At 47.4% G+C, this 18348-nt stretch carries 16 protein-coding genes, 1 tRNA gene and 4 pseudogenes; 9 read left to right on the top strand and 12 right to left on the bottom strand.

What is annotated here, in order from left to right; genetic code table 11:
* Positions 1-246 precede the first annotated feature (246 nt).
* A pseudogene (gene pckA / locus A3SI_RS07275) lies at positions 247-1852 on the bottom strand (phosphoenolpyruvate carboxykinase (ATP)).
* Positions 1853-2112: 260 nt separating this feature from the next.
* On the opposite strand from pckA, the gene A3SI_RS23200 reads away from it, so the two are divergent.
* Both A3SI_RS23200 and A3SI_RS07270 read left to right on the top strand, forming a co-directional pair.
* Complete coding sequence (locus A3SI_RS23200; RefSeq protein ID WP_009054751.1) at positions 2113-2262, top strand: amino acid/peptide transporter; 150 nt, start codon at positions 2113-2115, stop codon at positions 2260-2262.
* 8 nt (positions 2263-2270) lie between these two features.
* Positions 2271-3698 carry a peptide MFS transporter gene (locus A3SI_RS07270; protein ID WP_009054750.1) on the top strand — a complete coding sequence of 476 codons (1428 nt, stop codon included), beginning with the start codon at positions 2271-2273 and terminating at the stop codon, positions 3696-3698.
* 99 nt (positions 3699-3797) lie between these two features.
* Here A3SI_RS07270 and A3SI_RS19510 read toward each other — a convergent pair whose 3' ends face one another.
* The 4 genes from A3SI_RS19510 to A3SI_RS07255 form a co-directional block, all read right to left on the bottom strand.
* The gene (locus tag A3SI_RS19510) at positions 3798-3962 is read right to left on the bottom strand and encodes a hypothetical protein (RefSeq protein WP_009054748.1); all 165 of its coding nucleotides are present in this window, start codon (positions 3960-3962) and stop codon (positions 3798-3800) included.
* A 166-nt stretch (positions 3963-4128) separates the two neighbouring features.
* Complete coding sequence (locus A3SI_RS21535; RefSeq protein WP_262491762.1) at positions 4129-4260, bottom strand: hypothetical protein; 132 nt, start codon at positions 4258-4260, stop codon at positions 4129-4131.
* A 102-nt stretch (positions 4261-4362) separates the two neighbouring features.
* A complete protein-coding gene (locus A3SI_RS07260; RefSeq protein WP_009054744.1) occupies positions 4363-4860 on the bottom strand; it encodes a hypothetical protein in 498 nt (165 codons plus the stop codon).
* Positions 4861-5053: 193 nt separating this feature from the next.
* Entirely contained in the window at positions 5054-5632 is a 579-nt protein-coding gene (locus A3SI_RS07255) for a DUF4136 domain-containing protein (RefSeq protein ID WP_009054743.1), read from the bottom strand.
* Positions 5633-5775: 143 nt separating this feature from the next.
* Here A3SI_RS07255 and A3SI_RS22435 point away from each other — a divergent pair, with 143 nt between their 5' ends.
* Both A3SI_RS22435 and A3SI_RS22430 read left to right on the top strand, forming a co-directional pair.
* Complete coding sequence (locus tag A3SI_RS22435) at positions 5776-6333, top strand: DUF3078 domain-containing protein (protein WP_316929124.1); 558 nt, start codon at positions 5776-5778, stop codon at positions 6331-6333.
* A gap of 68 nt (positions 6334-6401) precedes the next feature.
* Positions 6402-6683: a hypothetical protein gene (locus A3SI_RS22430; protein ID WP_316929123.1), complete on the top strand. Its 282-nt coding sequence runs from the start codon at positions 6402-6404 to the stop codon at positions 6681-6683.
* A 204-nt stretch (positions 6684-6887) separates the two neighbouring features.
* Here the strand turns inward: A3SI_RS22430 and A3SI_RS07245 are convergent, their stop codons facing one another.
* The 3 genes and pseudogenes from A3SI_RS07245 to sucC form a co-directional block, all read right to left on the bottom strand.
* A complete protein-coding gene (locus A3SI_RS07245; protein WP_009054741.1) occupies positions 6888-7715 on the bottom strand; it encodes a universal stress protein in 828 nt (275 codons plus the stop codon).
* A 205-nt stretch (positions 7716-7920) separates the two neighbouring features.
* A tRNA-Arg gene (locus A3SI_RS07240) sits at positions 7921-7994 on the bottom strand.
* Between the two features lie 53 nt (positions 7995-8047).
* Positions 8048-9258: pseudogene (gene sucC / locus A3SI_RS07235) on the bottom strand (ADP-forming succinate--CoA ligase subunit beta).
* 138 nt (positions 9259-9396) lie between these two features.
* Here sucC and A3SI_RS07230 point away from each other — a divergent pair.
* The 4 genes and pseudogenes from A3SI_RS07230 (at position 9397) to pncA (ending at position 13137) form a co-directional block, all read left to right on the top strand.
* Positions 9397-10089, top strand: a complete 693-nt coding sequence (locus A3SI_RS07230) for an ABC transporter ATP-binding protein (RefSeq protein WP_009054739.1) — start codon at positions 9397-9399, stop codon at positions 10087-10089.
* Positions 10090-10123: 34 nt separating this feature from the next.
* Entirely contained in the window at positions 10124-10924 is an 801-nt protein-coding gene (locus A3SI_RS07225; RefSeq protein WP_009054738.1) for a DMT family transporter, read from the top strand.
* Positions 10921-12401, top strand: a pseudogene (locus A3SI_RS07220) (nicotinate phosphoribosyltransferase). The gene A3SI_RS07225 and the pseudogene A3SI_RS07220 overlap by 4 nt, the downstream one beginning before the upstream one ends.
* A 124-nt stretch (positions 12402-12525) precedes the next feature.
* Positions 12526-13137, top strand: a complete 612-nt coding sequence (pncA, locus tag A3SI_RS07215) for a bifunctional nicotinamidase/pyrazinamidase (protein WP_040670379.1) — start codon at positions 12526-12528, stop codon at positions 13135-13137.
* Positions 13138-13233: 96 nt separating this feature from the next.
* Here the strand turns inward: pncA and A3SI_RS07210 are convergent.
* A pseudogene (locus A3SI_RS07210) lies at positions 13234-14954 on the bottom strand (DEAD/DEAH box helicase).
* A gap of 346 nt (positions 14955-15300) precedes the next feature.
* Between A3SI_RS07210 and A3SI_RS07205 the strand changes: the two are divergent.
* The gene (locus A3SI_RS07205) at positions 15301-15831 is read left to right on the top strand and encodes a CIA30 family protein (RefSeq protein WP_238531648.1); all 531 of its coding nucleotides are present in this window, start codon (positions 15301-15303) and stop codon (positions 15829-15831) included.
* 68 nt (positions 15832-15899) lie between these two features.
* Here A3SI_RS07205 and A3SI_RS07200 read toward each other — a convergent pair whose 3' ends face one another.
* The 3 genes from A3SI_RS07200 to A3SI_RS07190 form a co-directional block, all read right to left on the bottom strand.
* Entirely contained in the window at positions 15900-16160 is a 261-nt protein-coding gene (locus A3SI_RS07200; RefSeq protein WP_009054733.1) for an acyl-CoA-binding protein, read from the bottom strand.
* A gap of 156 nt (positions 16161-16316) precedes the next feature.
* A complete protein-coding gene (locus tag A3SI_RS07195; RefSeq protein ID WP_009054732.1) occupies positions 16317-17603 on the bottom strand; it encodes a citrate synthase in 1287 nt (428 codons plus the stop codon).
* Between the two features lie 305 nt (positions 17604-17908).
* Positions 17909-18328, bottom strand: coding sequence for a BrxA/BrxB family bacilliredoxin (locus A3SI_RS07190; protein WP_009054730.1), 420 nt, complete (start codon positions 18326-18328; stop codon positions 17909-17911).
* Between the last annotated feature and the right edge of the window lie 20 nt (positions 18329-18348).

Here is an 18348-nt window from a genome sequence, read left to right as displayed (position 1 = left end):
TTAGGCTATTTTCATCCTTGCGAAGCGTTTTTGGGAAAACTCTCCGGAATGTCCCTGGCCACGATCGGATTAATTACTACAGGGTAGCTCGAATGGGTAGCTCATGCAACGTACCATCAGAACAGGAGGTGCTGGCACGCCGCCATTTTACGCAAATAAGAGCGCCTACTCCGTGTCGAAGTAGGCGCTTTTTAGTGGATGCATGCACCCTTAATGCTCTTTTGGTAAGGCCAAAAAAGGAATTACTTATACTTTCGGTGCTCCGGCTAAGATATCCGCGCTCGCACCAGCTGCATATTTCTCGAAGTTTTGGATAAAGGCTGCACCGAGTTCGCGCGCTTTCTTATCGTAGGCCTCTTTATCGTCCATGTGGCACGTGGGCTGAGTACTTCGTCCGGAACATTCGGGCAGGTCTCAGGAATGCCTACGCCAAACACGGAATGCTGACGATAGCCGACATTATCCAAAGCCCCTTCTAGGCTGCTGTAATCATAGCACGGGTATATTTCAATTTCATACGGGATCCGATTCCGTAAGGACCACCTGTCCAGCCCGTGTTGATCAACCATACTTTTACATCATGCTTTTCCATTTTCTCTCCGAAGAGGGTCGCGTAGGCTGTCGGGTGTAGGGGTAGGAAGGCTGCGCCAAAGCATGCGGAGAAGGTTGTTTTCGGCTCTGTAATTCCGACTTCTGTACCTGCCACTTTCGCGGTGTAACCCGAGATGAAGTGGTACATGGCTTGGCTTTTATTCAAGCGCGAAATCGGAGGGATTACGCCGAAAGCATCTGCGGTAAGGAAGAAAATGTTTTTCGGAATTCCTGCGCGAGAAGGCTCTACTGCATTCGAGATGTGGTGAATCGGGTAGGCTGTACGTGTATTCTCAGTGACAGAATTGTTCGTGTAATCCACAGTACGCGTTCCTGGCAAGAAGCGTGTGTTTTCTACGATGGCGCCAAATTTAATCGCATCCCAGATCTCAGGCTCTTTTTCGCGGGTTAAGTCGATTACTTTTGCGTAGCAGCCGCCCTCAAAATTAAAGATTCCCTCGTCAGTCCAGCCATGCTCATCATCACCGATAAGTCCACGGTTCGGGTCGGCGGAAAGCGTCGTTTTGCCTGTTCCGGATAAACCGAAGAAAATGGCTGCGTCACCCTCTTTTCCTACGTTCGCAGAGCAGTGCATGGAAAGCGTATTACGCTCGTAAGGAAGCACATAATTTAATACGGAGAAAATACCTTTTTTCATTTCACCGGCATAGGCAGTGCCACCGATTAGGATCATGCGCTTAGACAAGTTCAGGATCGCGAAGTTTTTCTGACGCGTGCCATCTACTTCTGGGTCTGCTTGAAAACCAGGAGCACAGATGATGGTAAAATCAGAAGGGAAGTCTACGAGCTCCTCGGCGCTAGGGCGTAAGAACATGTTGTAGCAAAAAAGATTTTGCCAAGCCAGCGTGTTCACTACTGTTAAGTTCAGGCGGTAATTCGGATCTGCTCCAGCATAGGCCTGACGAATGTACAGCTGCTTGTCTTCGAGGTAAGCCAGCATTTTCTGATGCAGCTGCTCGAATTTTTCTTCCTCGAAGGGAATATTGATATCTCCCCACCATACACTGTCCGCAGTTTTGCTATCTTTAACAATAAAGCGATCTTTAGGAGACCGTCCGGTAAATTCACCGGTATCTGACATTAAGGCTCCAGTGTCCGTTAAAACACCTTCGTTGTTCGCTAATGCGTGCTCCACCAGCTCGGCCGGTGTGAGATTCAAAAAAACTTTACCTGCCTTCTTGATGCCGAGGGCAGATAAGCTCTTGTCTGAAGAGTTGAGCTCAAGGTTCTGCGCGATCATATTTTTTTGTTTGGATTAATAACACCATTCAAAGATAGGCAACAATGCTGATAACTACGGGTAAAAAAAAGAAGAAATTTGCCTTTTCAATCGATTTCGTAACTGTTTTTCGCTAAATAGACATAGCTTAAAAAATCAGTTTAGTTCTTACTTTTTTATCAATTTATGTTTTTTACTAGGTGATTTCTCGGTGAACTCCCCAGTTCATTAAAAAAATGTTATCATTGTATTTTATTGGTTTTCATTAAAATTTAGAGTAAGTGGAAAAAATTCCAGATCGTGTCTTAAAGGACGTGGGCGCCGATTTATATGAGGGCCCCACCCGTTTTGGCCATCCTAAGGGCCTCATGACGCTCTTTTTTACAGAAATGTGGGAGCGCTTCAGCTATTACGGCATGCGTGCCTCCTGATTTTATTCATGACCACCGCCATCGTGGAAGGAGGATTAGGCTTCGACGATAAAACTTCTGGCGCCATCTATGGACTTTACACCATGGGGGTTTACCTGCTCGCACTTCCTGGTGGCTGGGTGGCCGATAAACTCCTCGGGCTCAAGCAGTCCGTGTATTATGGAGGTATCATCATCACCATCGGACATTTTACCATGGCCATCCCCGGTCTCTACGAATGGATCGCCCCCCTCGAAGGCCCGAAAACAGCACTTGTCCCCTTAGATACGCTGTCCTTCTACCTCGGGCTGGTACTTATCGTCATCGGAACGGGCTTACTCAAGCCAAATATCAGTTCCATCGTAGGCCAACTGTACCCGGCCAATAGCAGCAAGCGGGACGCTGGATTTTCCATCTTTTACATGGGCATTAACATCGGTGCCCTCATCGCGCCGATCGCCTGTAGCACCGCCGCTGTGTATGACTGGCACCTGGGCTTCGGCTTGGCGGGCCTGGGCATGCTGATCGGCCTCTTCCAGTTTAAGCTCACCGGACATCATCTCGATGGGGTAGGAGAGGCCGTCACCTTTACAGGGGCTGAAGGACAAAACGAAAAGAAGCGCATGCAGCGCTGGCTGATGGGCATGGTAGTCGTTCTCGTTATAGCCACAGGCCTGAGCCTCGGCGGCCTCGTTCCGATAAATGTGAATGTCTTAGCCGAATTTTCGAAGTACACCATCCTGACCGTAGCCATCCTCTACTTAGGCTATGTCTTCTTCCTCGGTGGCCTCACTGTCGATGAGAAGAAAAAAGTAGGCGTAATTTTCATCTTGTTCGTTTTTTCGGTCTTCTTCTGGTCGGGATTCGAACAGGCTGGCTCTACTCTGAACCTCTTTGCTGAGCGCTTCACAGATCGAACCGTCTTCGGATGGGAAATTCCTGCCGGCTATTTCCAATCTGTAAACTCCATGTTTATCATCCTTTTTGCCCCCGTTTTTGGGGCTCTCTGGGTACATTTAGGGCGGATGCAGCTGGAACCTTCTTCTCCTCTCAAGTTCGCTTTTGGACTACTTCTGGCCGGTGCGGGCTTCTTTGTTATGTATTTTGCGGCTAAAATCGCTGCCTCTGGTGAACTGGCCGCTCCCACCTGGTTAATTATCACCTATATGCTGCATACCTTCGGTGAGCTGAGCCTTTCACCTGTCGGTCTAAGTTTAGTGACCAAGTTGGCGCCCAAATCTTACGGAGGACAAATGATGGGCATCTGGTTCCTGTCTGTGTCCCTCGGAAACCTCGTAGCAGGCCAGATTGCCGGTGAAGCCTCTGGAGGCTCTGCTGAAGCACTAGCGAATATGCCTGCTCAGTACATGCTCATCGTGTACACCCTGGTGGGCGCGGGAGTGGTGCTCCTAATTTTCGCGAAGCCGATTCGGAAGTTGATGGGCGATGTGCACTAGCCGTGCAAAGGACTCACACTTGCAAAAGAAGCAAAAGGTATGAAAATAGAAAACCTCCCAAAAGGGAGGTTTTTTTTATATTAGTAAAGTACTTTATGATCAAGCCTTTTGTTTCTTCTCTTCCTCTTCGTCATCCGGCTTCAGTACCGTTTTTCTAAAATCGACAGCAGAAATACCTGCGCCTAAGCCGAGAAGGATACACACGATAAGGATGAACAGTTGTGCACCTGATTCGATCGGAGAGCTGAATATTTGAAGTAACATAGTCGTAAATGCTTTGTTTAGTAAATTTTACGCAAGATAATACACAAGGGTTACGTCACAAAATCAAGCATAAAAAAAAGCGAAGTTATTCACCTCGCTTCACTTTCGTTTCGCCGCGCTCTGTTCGCTTCATAGACTTTGGCCCTCGGGCCAAAGTACTCCAGGATTAAAACAACTCGTCGTCTTCTTCGTCTAGCTCCTCGTCATCAAACTCCAAGAAGCCCTCTTCACCTAGGTCGCTGTCATCGTCTAGGTCATAGACGTCCTCATCGAAGTCCATGTCCATGTCTAGATCCAACTCCTCGTCTTCACCTTCGAACAAGTCGAAGTCATCTTCGAATTCATCCATATACTGTGCATTTAGCGTTAAATACGGCGCGAATTAAGAGAAAATATAGCGTTACACCAATACCTTCTCGCTTTCTTTTTCTACTTTTTTAGGGCTTGCCTCTGAGAAGTCAGGAAGTGGCTGCTCACGTGTCCAAGCGGCTTCTAACTGGCGCAACCAAGTTTCCATATAGAGGAGTACGTCTTCCTTTCGGTTTTTCTCCAATTTCATTCTGCGCTCGAACGGGATGTCGGCGAGAACTACTGGGTCCGAAAGGCGCTCGAGGTGTCCAAGCTCGTCAATGGTCAAGCCTTCGTCGAGCATTTTTTGGATCATAAGATCCATCGGATAGCCGGAGGTAGGACAGTAGTCGATGAGCTGCTCGTTCCAGTCCCCGTGCTTTTGCATCGCGAAGGCATGAATTTCGCCCTTCGATAGCGAGCACAACTCCTGGGCGAGGTTGCCACAGTTACAGGCCCCCATATGCCCCCATTGATAGGCGGCGCCCTGCTTTAGTTTCTGAATCGTTTTTCGGAATGCGTGTATTAAGGTTAAACTTGCTCTTGCCATGATACTTTGATTTTTTAGGATAACAAACCTTCTTGGGGGAAAGTTTGCGGACTCTTTTCACTAAATATACGGCTTATTCGGTGGAACAAATAATGAGAAACCAAATGTTTACTACCTAAGAAATGAAAAGACAGTTTTTGTAAATGAACTAAAATGATTCTGAATCAAGTGCAGCACTTTCTTCGGTAGTGAATTAGCGCTGTACGAGATGCTGCTGATAGGTTTTCACTACTTTATCCGTACTTTTTATGAGGCGACGCTTTTTTTCTCGGTCTGACTGCACTTCGGTTACGGCGGTGACGCGCATCAAATACTTTTCCTGCTTGGGGTCGATAAAGTCCACGATCAGCTGCATGAGCTCGTAGTTACGCGTGCGGGAGTTGTTAAAATTCTGGGGCATCATCATGGGATTGAACATAAAAGGATCCCAGGCCCACATGCGCATACCCCACATCGGCATCATGCCGGGATTATTGATGATTTCTTTCTGTCTCGGGTCCTCATTACTTCCAAAACGGATGATCAGATCCGGATTGGTTTTTTCATAGTGTAGCCCCGCGTCTTCGAGGTGGCGCTGTAGCTCCACTAAGACGAGCTCATCATAAAATTCATTATTGAATGCCCGAAACCCCGTCTCTTGGTTGACGATCACAAAACTCTTATACGTTCCATAAGGAGGGATTTCTGTTTTCTCTTTAAAAATATCGATACTCGAACAGGAGGCGAGTAGAAGGAATGCCCCTACCCAAAGCAGATATGTGGTTCTAAACATAAATTGGTTTCATTTCAAGCTACATACGAAAAAGAACGGGGGCTTTGTTTTATCCTCGGTCCCGTTTTTAGCGTGGATTTCTTTTTACCCCCTAAATATAATGACTTATATTGCCATCTTGTTTTATTTAAGCTATTTCCTATATGAAAAAGTCACTATTGTTTACCTGTATGCTTATGCTTATGTCGGGCCTGCTTGCTGCACAAGACCAGGACAGCGCTTCCACTCAAGAAGAAACCCCAGCCGCACGCGACACGACTTATTGGACCTCTAACCTTAGCCTCGGCTTTAATTTTAATCAGGCGGCCTTCAGTGGTAACTGGGCCGCGGGAGGGGTGAATACCATCGCCCTAGGGACAATCGTTCAGGCAAATGCCAATTACGCCAAGGGGAAGTTGACCTTTGATAATCAGTTTGAATTTATTTATGGTGTAGTCCGAAATGAAGGGGAAGAAACCCGTAAAGCGAATGACCGGATTTTCTTAGATTCTAAGGTCGGTTTACGCTTTTCAGACAAGTGGTCTTACTTTGGAGCTTTTAACCTCATCACTCAGGCCGCAGATGGATTTGATTTCAGAGGAGATGAGCCTGTTCTTATTAGCCGCTTTTTTGCGCCAGCATTTATAACTGGAGCGATCGGTGCGGAGTACAAGCCTAACCAAGAGTTCGCGCTACGCCTTTCTCCTTTTCCCCCCGCCTAACCATCGTTAGAGATGCTACGCTCTTCCAAACGTTTCCTGCTAATTATGGGGTAGAGCCTGGGAGAAGGTTGCGGACTGAATTTGCCGCTGCACAAATTTTCTTAACCTATAACAAGAAAATTTCGGATAACCTCCGCATTCAGACGCGCTACCAAATGTTCGCCAACTATGAAACGCTTTCTCTTCAGAAAATCGATCATCGCTTAGATCTTACCATTATCGCGAATATTACCAAATATGTCGATGTAACCTTCACCAGTATTAATGTGTATGACTTCGATATAGATCCGGATATTCAGTTCTCGCAGGCCTTAGCGCTTGGCTTGCTCTTTAAGGTTTCGAATAAATAAGGCGAATTACCGATTTTGGAGACAAAAATATTTTGAAATTCTTTTTTTATAATTATTTTTGTTATAATTGTGGTAGTTAAATAATAGTTGGTTTAGTTTTCAGATAAAGGCAGAGGAGTTTTCTCTGCTTTTTTTTATGTCTGAGCGACAAAAAAAGGGATGCGAAACGCACCCCTAAGGAATTCAGCTTTTGGTCTTGATTTTTTAGCCTTTGATACTCAGTACGGGGAAGCTAACCTGTGCGATGAGGTTCTCCGTGATACTCGGTGAGAAATACTGCCGTAGGTCTGACTTCCCCGAAGTGATGACAGCGACAGCATCGCAGCCTTCTTTTTCGACGAAATACTCGATTCCACGTTCTTCTTTAAAGGCATCGATGACGTGCAGGGTGTGGTTATACTGCCCGAAACGTTTCATGAAATCAGCAGCTAAGGCTTCGATATCACGCGTTTCCATAAAATGATTCGGGGTATTGACGAAGAGCAACTCCATTTTTACTTGCAGCGCTTCTAAGATTTTCTCCAAGCGGCTAAAAGCCGGACCTGATGCTTCGCGTAGGTCTGAAGCGATGCAGATGCGTTCTAGGTTGCTTTCTGCAGTATCTTCTTTTACGACGAGGACGGGCACCTGAAGCCTTCTGAGCACACTGTAGGTATTAGTACCTAGCACATGCTCCTTAAAGCCATAATTGCCATGAGAACCCATCACGACTAAGTCGACCTGTTCTGCATCGATGAAAGCGTAGATTTTGTCTTTTCCTGAATTGGTTTTCAGCTGTGTTTCTACCTGTACGCCTGCTTCAGCCACTGTCTTTCGGAGGCCTTCTAACTTGTCCGCAGCTAAGCTTAGCTCGGCCTCTACCTCTGCGTAGTGGCTACGCTGGCTAGCGTCTAACTTATCCCAGTGCATCGGTACACTTTTTACATGTAGAAGAAGAAGTTTGGCGTCTAATTTTTTTGCTAGTGGGGTAGCAAAGCTGATTGCCTGCATGGAAAAAGTAGAGAAATCTACAGGAACTACTAGTTTAATCATGAGCTATTGGGTTAGTTTGTTGAATACCGATACTGTTCTCCAGCAAAGATAGGCCGGAGGTCAGGATAAAAATCCTGATACTGATCAGCTAAAAATACGATAAAAATCACTGGCTTCCTATCTGTGGAAACTATAAATCAAAAGGAGATGTAGGAACCAGTAGCGCATAAAAAAAGCGTGTAGTCGTTAAACTACACGCTTCAAGTGCGCCCGGAAGGATTCGAACCCTCAACCGTCGGAGCCGAAATCCGATATTCTATCCAGTTGAACTACAGGCGCAGCAAAGGGCAATTCTTTCCGAATTGCCCTGCAAAATTACGCCTTAATTTGAATTAGGCAATAGCTGTTTTTACTTTTTCTGCTGCTTCTTTCAGCGTGATCGCAGAGAAAACTTTCAGTCCAGACTCATCGATGATACGTGCTCCTTCTTCAGCATTTGTACCCTGAAGACGAACGATGATAGGCACGCGGATGTCACCGATTGATTTATAGGCTTCTACCACGCCATTTGCGATTCTATCGCAGCGAACGATACCACCGAAGACGTTAATTAATATCGCTTTTACATTTGGATCCTGAAGAATGATTCGGAAACCCGCTTCTACTGTAGTCGCATTCGCGCCTCCCCCCACATCGAGGAAGTTGGCCGGCTCACCGCCTGAAAGCTTGATCATGTCCATGGTCGCCATCGCTAGGCCGGCACCATTTACCATACAGCCTACGTTACCATCGAGCTTCACGTAGTTCAGTCCGGACTTACCAGCTTCTACTTCTAATGGATCCTCCTCGGCTAAGTCACGAAGTTCTGCTAATTTCGGCTGTCTGTACAGCGCGTTATCGTCTAAGTTTACTTTGGCATCTACAGCCAAAATCTTATCGTCAGAAGTTTTTAATACAGGGTTGATTTCAAACTGTGAAGAGTCGGTAGCTTCATAAGCACGGTAAAGTGCACTGATGAACTTCACCATTTCTTTGAAAGCATTTCCGCTAAGACCTAACTTGAAAGCCACCTTACGTGCTTGGAAGCCCTGTAACCCTACTTTAGGATCGATCCACTCCTTAATGATTTTTTCAGGAGTTTTTTCCGCCACCTCTTCGATGTCCATGCCTCCTTCAGTAGAAGCCATGATCACGTTACAGCCCTTTGCACGATCAAGCAAAATAGATAAGTAGTATTCTTTCGGCTCAGAATCTCCTGGGTAGTACACATCTTCAGCGATGAGGATTTTACTTACTTTTTTACCCTCAGGACCTGTCTGATGCGTCACTAGCGTGCCTCCTAAGATATTTTTTGCCTTTTCAGCTACATCTTCTAACTTTTTCGCTAACACCACGCCGTTCGATCCTGTCTCCTGAATCTGCCCTTACCGCGGCCTCCAGCATGAATCTGCGCCTTTAATACGTACCAGGAAGTACCAGTAGCCGCGTTCAACTGTTTTGCAGCCTCTAAGGCGGCTTCCGGAGTTTCAGCCACGATGCCCTCTTGAATGCGGACGCCGTAACCCTTTAATACTTCTTTTGCTTGATATTCGTGTATGTTCATCCTAGTAAAAATTTTTGCTCGAAGATAAGTCAGCCACCTTGAAATTTCAAGGTTTAGTTTCGTCTTTTTGCTAAATATGTGCGATTTTTGACCGTTCTTTCAGTGAATTAAACGTATTTTTAAAAAAAGTTTAGAAGCATGCTGCAGGCGATCGGTGTCGAAAAATTCTATGGAGACTTACATGTGCTTAAAGGTGTGGATGTTAGCATCCAGAAAGGAGAGGTAGTCTCTATCGTAGGGGCCTCCGGCGCTGGAAAATCCACGCTACTCCACCTGCTCGGTACACTCGACCAGCCCGATAAGGGTAGCGTACGGCTTCTGGATCAGGAACTACAGGCCTTAAAAGGAGATGCCTTAGCCGCCTTCCGCAACAGGCACATTGGTTTTATTTTTCAGTTTCACAACTTGCTTCCAGAATTCACTGCCGAAGAGAATATTTTGCTTCCCGGCATGATCGCGGGGAAAAAACCCTCCGAGCTAGCGAAAAAAGCGCGGGAACTGGCTGGCATCTTGGGCGTAGAAAAACGTCTCGAGCATAAGCCTTCCGCCCTTAGCGGTGGAGAGCAGCAGCGTATCGCCGTGGCACGCGCGCTGATAAATGATCCTGCCATCATCTTTGCCGATGAACCGAGCGGAAATCTGGACTCTGTCTCTGCAGATGCCCTGCATCAGCTCTTTTTCACTCTGCGCGATGCCTTTCGGCAAACCTTCGTTATCGTGACCCATAATCCCGAGCTGGCTCTGATGGCAGACCGCACCCTGACCATGCAGGATGGCAAGCTCCTCAGCGATGTATCTAACCTTCCCCACCAAGGCTCCGGCCTGAGCTAAGCCCTTACCCATGCCCGCAAAAAGCGTCCAACACATGCTTCTGGCCGGTTTTCTGTTTGCCTGCATGAACGTGTCTGTGAAACTTATTCCACACATTCCTGCCATCGAAATCATTCTTTTTCGATCCGTGTTGAGCTTTGGCATCACCTTCTTCTGGCTAAAAAAACAAAAAATCCCTGTCCTCGGCACACGCCGCCGGCTCCTGCTGCTGCGAGGTCTGGCCGGTTCTGTGGGACTTATTTTCTTCTTTTATAGCTTGCAGCGCATTCCCCTCGCTTCGGCCGTGACCATTAATTATATCGCCCCCATCCTGACCAGCGTGCTCGGCATTTGGGTGGTGAAAGAGCGTCTGGCCCCCAAGCAGTTTTTCTTTTTTGGCCTCTCTTTTGCCGGCGTGCTCCTGATCCAGGGCTTTGATCCGAGGATTTCCCTGATGGATTTGGCCATCGGGCTGATCGCCACGATCGGCATGGCGGTGGCGTATAATGTCATCCGGCTCATTAAGGGCAGTGAACATCCGCTGGTGATCATGTTTTATTTCCCGCTGGTGACCATCCCGATCGCGGGGCTACTCAGCTATTTTCTGTGGGTGCCCCCTACAGGATGGGACTGGGCAATCCTTTTGGCCATCGGCCTACTGACCCAGTTCGCGCAGTATTTTATGACCCTGGCCTATCAGCACGGGAACTTATCGAAGATTTCGAGTTTAACTTATATCAGTATCGTGTACGCCCTGGGCTTTGGCTTCCTGGTTTTCGGGGAAACCTATAAGCTCATCACCTATGTAGGGATGGGGATGGTGCTTCTGGGCGTGCTCCTGACGGTAAAAAAATGAAGATAACCCAAGACCTCTATCAGGGCTCGCTGTCCCTGCTCACCGACTACTATCAGCTGACCATGGCTTATGCGTACTGGCAGGCTGGAAAGGCAGAGCGCGAAGCTGTTTTCTCCCTCTACTTTCGTAAAAATCCTTTCCAAGGGGGATTTACCGTGGCGGCGGGCCTGGATTATGTGCTCGACTTCTGTGCGAACTTCCGCTTTGACGCGGGAGATCTGGCCTATTTGGCGGCGCAGCGCAAAGCCGACGGCAGCCCGACCTTTGACCCAGGATTTATCCAGTACCTGGAAGGGCTTACCTTTTCCTGTACCATCGAGGCGGTAGAGGAGGGCACCGTGGTGTTTCCTTACATGCCGCTCGTGCGGGTCAGAGGGCCCTGGTGCAGTGTCAGCTTCTAGAAACGCCGCTGCTGAATATCTTTAATTTTCAAACCTTAATCGCCACGAAAGCGGCACGTATCAAACATGCTGCCAAGGGAGACAAGGTCCTGGAGTTCGGGCTACGCCGTGCCCAGGGCATCGATGGAGCACTCGCAGCCAGCCGCGCTGCCTATATCGGTGGCTGTGATGCCACCAGTAACGTGATGGCGGGCAAGCTCTTCGGAATTCCTGTAAGTGGCACGCATGCCCATAGCTGGATCATGTCTTTTGACTCGGAGCTAGAGGCTTTTCGAGCCTATGCAGCTTCTTTTCCGGACACTTGCACCTTCCTAGTGGACACCTACGACACCGAGCAGGGGGTGCGTAATGCCATCACCGTAGGGCGGGAGCTCCGCGAAAAGGGTTTTGAGATGCAGGGGGTTCGCATCGATTCGGGAGACCTGGCCTACTACAGTCAGCTGGCGCGTCGGCTGCTCGATGAAGCGGGCTTTCCCCAAGCTGTAGTGGTGGCCTCGAATGATCTGGATGAGCAGATTATCACCTCGCTCAAGCTGCAGGAGGCTGCCATCCAAGTGTGGGGGGTGGGTACAAAGCTGGTGACGGCCTATGACCAGCCGGCTCTCGGCGCTGTCTATAAACTTTCTGCCATTCGCGATATGGAGGGAAACTGGGTACCGAAGGTGGAGCAGTCTCAGCAAAGCATGAAAATTAATATTCCAGGCGTGCATGCTGCCCTCCGCTTTTTTCAAGAAGGAAAGGCGGTGGCGGATATGCTGATCGAAGAAAAAAATCTCCCGCTGCAGAGCGATACCTATACCATCATCGACCCACTGGACCCGACACGCCGAAAGAAATTGAAACGGCAGGGGCTGGAAGTGGTCTCCCTGCTCGTACCGGTGTTTGAGGCAGGCCAAATGGTCTATCAGCGTCCGGACATTCACAGCATTCGCGCACGTACCCAGCAGCAGCTGGCGGCTTTTGATCGCTCCCACAAGCGTCTGATTAATCCGCACCTCTACCCACTGGGATTAGAGCGGGATCTTTATCAGCTGCGGAATCAGTTGGTGCTTCGCGCCAAAGGGGAGGATCTATAGGCACCCAAAGCAGGCAGTTGGTTTCACAAGGAGGGCGTTGGTACCTAAAAGAAGGGGTTTGTTTAGCCAAGAGGATGTTGGTGCCAAAAAAAGAAATCGTCAACGAAAAAAAATAGATGTAAAGATGGATAGTAAAGGAAAACATGCACTCGTAATCATCGATGCGCAGCTGGATTTTATGCCAGGCGGTGCGCTCGCGGTGCAGGAGGGTGATCAGATCGTTCCCTTCATAAATGCGCTGCAGGCGGATTTTCAAACGATTATCGCCACACAAGACTGGCATCCTGAAAACCATGGGAGCTTTGCCGCCAATCATGATGGTAAAAGTCCGGGAGAGTGGATTGAGTTGGAGGGGCTGCAGCAGGTACTCTGGCCTGTGCACTGCGTACAGGGTAGTCCAGGGGCTGATTTTCATCCCGAGTTAGACCGTAGCCGCTGGATGCGGATTTTTCAAAAGGGACAAAATCCCGGGGTTGATAGCTATAGTGGCTTTTTTGATAATAATCAGGTGGTCGATACGGGGCTGCATGCCTATCTACAGTCTCTCGGAGTTACCGAACTGACCTGTGTCGGCTTGGCTGCAGATTACTGTGTCAAATTCACAGTGTTGGATGCCTTGCGTTTGGGCTATCAGGTACATGTGCCTGCAGCGGGCACACGGGCGGTCAACCTGCAAGAGGGGGATTTCGAGCGCGCATTAGCTGAAATGCAACAGGCCGGCGCTACTATCCAGTAGGAGGAAGTCTGAAGGGATTAAAACTTGCCCAAAGGGCAAAAAAAGACGCCTTCTCCACGGGTGAGAAGGCGCTTTACTAACCATTAACCTTATTATTTAACCTTTCGAAATTTCGATGTTGATCGTCTTTCCTTTGATCGTGTTCTGCTTCATGACTTTGATCACGTGAGCAGCATCCTTAGAAGGGACGTCTACAAAGGAGAAGTTATCGAATATATCGATACCACCGATGCTGCGTCCAGGTACTCCTGTTTCGCCAGCGATGGCACCCACGATATCATTTGGACGGATACGGTCTTTCTTGCCTAAGCTGATGAACAGACGCGCCATGTTCGCATCACGGGCCACACCTGAACGCGCAGGCTTATCACCACGACGAGCACCAGGGCCACCTTTTCCGAAGCGATCGCGCCGCGGCCACCTTCACGCTCTCCACCTCTCTCGAAGCGATCGCGCTTACCACGCTCTCTACCGCCTCCTAACTCTAGGTCGAAGTTTTGCTCTTTCGTGTCTTTCATGACATCACCGAACTGAAGCTTCATTAAACCAAGGGCCACTTGCTCGATGGTTAAACCTTCCGCGAGCAACTTGCCGATTGTTTCTTCAAATAGCTGGGTATCTTCTTCTTTAGAGATCGCACGATAGACATCTTTTGCTACCTGCTCTTTTTTCAGCTCCACAAGCTCCGCCACACTTGGTGGGTTTTGCTTCTCGATGCCCGTTTTAATAAAACGCTCAAGGTCACGAAGACGATAGCTGTCTTTTCTGCCTGTTACAAAGCTGATCGCAGCCCCAGATTTACCTGCACGACCTGTTCTACCGATTCTGTGCACGTAGTTTTCTTCATCTAAAGGCAAGTCATAGTTGAAAACAGCTTCTACATCATCCACATCGATACCACGTGCTGCCACGTCAGTTGCTACGAGGACACTGCACGTTCCCTTACGGAATTTCGCCATTACCTTACTACGCTGACCCTGAGAAAGATCTCCGTGAAGTGCTTCCGCCATAATGCCTTTAGCAATTAGGGCTTCCGTCACTTCGTCTGCAGCACGCTTAGTGTTACAGAACACCACACTCAGCTTATAATTGGATAGGTCCATTAGGCGTGCCATTAATTCCACACGTAGGGATGGCTTCACCTCATAATAAACCTGAGAGATATTTTCTACTGTAAGTTCTTTGCGAAGCACCTTAACGATTTGCGGATCTCGCTGATACTTACGCGTCAACTCTAAAATAGGCTTCGGCATGGTAGCAGAGAAAAATACCGTCTGGCGCTCTTCTGGCGTCTCGCTTAGAATGGCCTCGATATCATCACGGAAGCCCATGTCGAGCATCTCATCCGCTTCGTCCAGAACGACCATGCGTACTTCTTGTAACTTTAAGGTGCCTCTGTTCATGTGGTCCATGATACGGCCTGGAGTACCTACCACGATCTGCACGCCACGCTTTAAACTACGGATTTGTCTGTCGATAGACTCACCACCATAGATACAAGTAGAATGAATGCCACGCTTAAATTTCGCAAGTTTAACGATTTCACCTTCCACTTGAACGGCCAACTCACGCGTCGGACATAGAATCAACGCTTGTGGCGCGTTCACGTTCGGATCTACCAGATCAATAATCGGAATCGCAAAAGAGGCTGTTTTACCTGTACCTGTCTGCGCTTGGCCGATTACATCTTCACCGTTAAGTAAAAAAGGAATAGATTGTGCTTGAATAGCTGAGGGATGGACATAGCCCATCGCTTCTACTGACTTTAGTATCTCATCAGACACACCAAGGTCAGCGAATAAAATTGTATTTTCCATGAATTTTCCTTTCTTTTCTTGCCATGTACTCCTTAACCCTAGTGTTTGACGACAGAACTGAAAGGAAATCACAGCGTGAAAAGTCTTATGATTTAAATTGTGATACAAAAGTAAGGAGAAAAATGCGCTTATCCAAATGTCTTGTAAAAATATATTTTATTTGAGGCTTTTTGTTTAGCTGAAATCAGAAGGAAGTTTTGAAAATTAATCTTATGCCTTTGATTCTCTTGCTGCTCCTCCTTCGAATGGCGAGTTCTCCGACAGCAGGCATCGCCATCAAAACATTTGTCCCCCGGGCATGCGTTTATTGTATATGAATCGCATATACCTTTTACTCATCTTTTATATGACTCTAGCCAGCGCCTCCGCCCAGCAAGCCCTCGTCTTTGATTTTGGTGTGGAAAAATCTTTCGGCAACTGGGCCATTATCAACGACGGCGTCATGGGAGGGCGGTCGCAGTCCCAAGCACAACTGGCAGAAAATGCTTTGCTATTCGAAGGTGATGTATCGCTGCGCAATAATGGCGGCTTCGTTTCCATCCGAAGCGCCACCGCCTCCTACGATCTTTCAGCCTTTACCACCCTGGAGATTCGTTTTAAAGCAGAGACCGATCGCAAATTTGACCTGCTCCTAGAGCCAGAAACGGCCTGGTACCTCCCCAAAGTGCGCACTCAGTTTTCTGCCGAGGGAGAAGTAGGGGAGTGGCGAACCTTGCAGGTGCCCCTTCAAGATTTCGAGATAACCCGTATGGGAAATGCCGTACGGAAAGGTATAGACCCTGCCGTTCTTGGCGCTGTTCGTAGAATCGGCATCATGCTGTTTGATAAGCAGGAAGGCCCTTTTACCTTAGCAGTCGATTATATCAAATTTTTCTAAACAAAAAAAGGTAGGAAAACGCTACGTCTCCTACCTTTTAATTCTGCCTAATTCCGCTCTAGACAAGCTTAGCTGTATTTCGGCTGTAAGGTTTTAACCAGTGCGATATACTTTTCGCTCGCTTCTTCCTTAGCCATACCTTTTAATTTTTCCCAGGCATTATGTTTGGCTGCCGCCACAAAGTTAAAGCCCCCCGGTGCATCCTCTGTATTATCTCCTATGGTCGCCTGTTTGTATAAGCTATAGAGTTGAAGGAGTTCCTCATTACTTGGCTTCTCTGTGAAGGTTTTGGTAGCAGCCATCGCCTGCTCTAATGTTTCGATGCTCATGGTAAACTTGTTTGTAGTATTCTAGTTTCCAAATATACGTTATTTTCAAACAGGGGATGCCATTAACTATCGGAAAAATAGGGAAAAAGAAAAGCCTTACACGAAAAGTATAAGGCTTTTCCACTTGTGTGAAATGTATAAAATTCTCTAAACGAATTAACGCTTATTCATCGTCACGTAGTCACGCTCAGTGGCACCTACATACACCTGTCTTGGACGGCCGATAGGCTCACCATTTTCTCTCATTTCTTTCCACTGTGCGATCCATCCTGGGAGGCGACCGAGTGCAAACATCACCGTGAACATGTCCGTAGGAATGCCTAATGCGCGGTAGATGATGCCAGAGTAGAAATCTACGTTTGGATACAACTTACGATCTACGAAGTACTGATCGTTAAGTGCTGCGTACTCAAGCTCTTTCGCGATGTCTAAGATAGGATCGTTAGTTCCTAACTTGCTCAATACATCATCGGCCGCTTTCTTGATAATTTTCGCTCTAGGGTCGAAGTTTTTGTACACGCGGTGTCCGAAGCCCATTAGACGGAAAGGATCATCCTTGTCTTTTGCTTTGTCTAGGAATTTCTTCGTGTCGCCTCCATCAGCCTTGATCGCATCTAACATTTCGATTACAGACTGGTTGGCTCCACCATGTAGCGGGCCCCATAGGGCATTAATACCAGCAGAGATCGATGCGTAAATGCTAGCTTGAGAAGATCCGACTACACGTACAGTAGACGTAGAGCAGTTTTGCTCATGATCAGCGTGTAGGATAAGCAGTTGATCCAAAGCTTTGGCGACCACGGGATCTACCTCATAACGCTCCGCAGGTAGCGCGAACATCATTTTTAAGAAGTTCGAACAGTAGTCTAAACTGTTGTCAGGATAGTTAACCGGATGTCCAACCTCATTTTTGTAAGCCCAAGCCGCAAATGTAGGCATCTTCGCTAGCAAACGGATGATGCTTAAGTTGACAGATTCCTTATCTCTATTCGGATTTAAAGACTCTGGATAAAAAGCAGATAAAGAGCAGATTAAAGAAGAAAGTACGCCCATCGGATGCGCATTAGAAGGAAAACCATCTAAGATCTTCTTAATATCTTCATGAACAAGTGTGTGATGGGTGATGTCCTTAGAAAACTTAGCATATTCCTCCTGAGTAGGAAGCTCTCCATAAATAAGGAGATAGGCCACCTCTAGGAAGGTAGACTTCTCTGCTAAATCTTCGATGCGGTAGCCTCTGTACCGTAAAATACCCTTCTCTCCGTCCAAAAATGTGATGGCACTTTTCGTAGAACCCGTATTTTTAAACCCTGGGTCTAAGGTGATTAAACCAGAAGCGCCACGCAGTTTTGCAATGTCTATTGCCTTTTCGTTTTCTGTTCCCTCGGTTACCGGGAGTTCAAATTCTTTACCTCCGTAAGATAACTTAGCTATTTCGGACATAAGGTTTATTTTTAATGAATTGATTAATGATTCAAAAGATATAACTGTGTTTCGCGGCTTTAAGTTACGCAAAACGAATGGATTTTATGCTATGTTTCTTGTTGCTGTTTTTAGTGTAGGTACAAGAATTTAAGCTGTTCCTTCGCTATACATGTACGCTTATCTTTATTAATTCTGTGAAAAATGATAAGGAGAAACTATTCCGTCCAGTAAAGGATGCAGCGACCTGCTATTTCTTTCGTCATCGATTTCGATAGACGTATAGCTATTTAGCAAAAAAAAGACCCTCCGAGGAGGGTCAGTTTTTACTTACAGAAATGATTGAAAACTTCTACCAAATGATCACCGATCATCTTCGCATTTCGTCCTTCGATGTGGTGCCTCTCGATAAAATGAACGAGCTCTCCATCCTTAAATAAAGCCATCGCTGGAGAAGAAGGAGGATAGGGTAGGCAGGCCTCACGTAAGGTCTTCACCGCATCCACATCATTACCTGCAAAAACCGTCGCTAACACATCCGGCTTGACTTCACTCTGCTCCACAGCATAGCGAACACCTGGACGCGCAGCACCCGCGGCACAGCCGCAAACAGAGTTAACCACGAACAGTGTCGTGCCCTTATGTCCTGCTAAGTGGGTACTTACTGCCTCACCTGTCTTAAATTCCTGAAAGCCCGCGTCAGCCAGTTCGGCACGCATCGGGGCGATTAAATCCTCTGGATACATCGTATTGGTTTATTTTAAAG

This window comes from Nitritalea halalkaliphila LW7, assembly GCF_000265075.1.
Classification (GTDB): domain Bacteria; phylum Bacteroidota; class Bacteroidia; order Cytophagales; family Cyclobacteriaceae; genus Nitritalea; species Nitritalea halalkaliphila.
The sequence above is the reverse complement of the archived record's forward strand: the minus strand, read 5'-3'. Positions and strand labels throughout refer to the sequence as shown.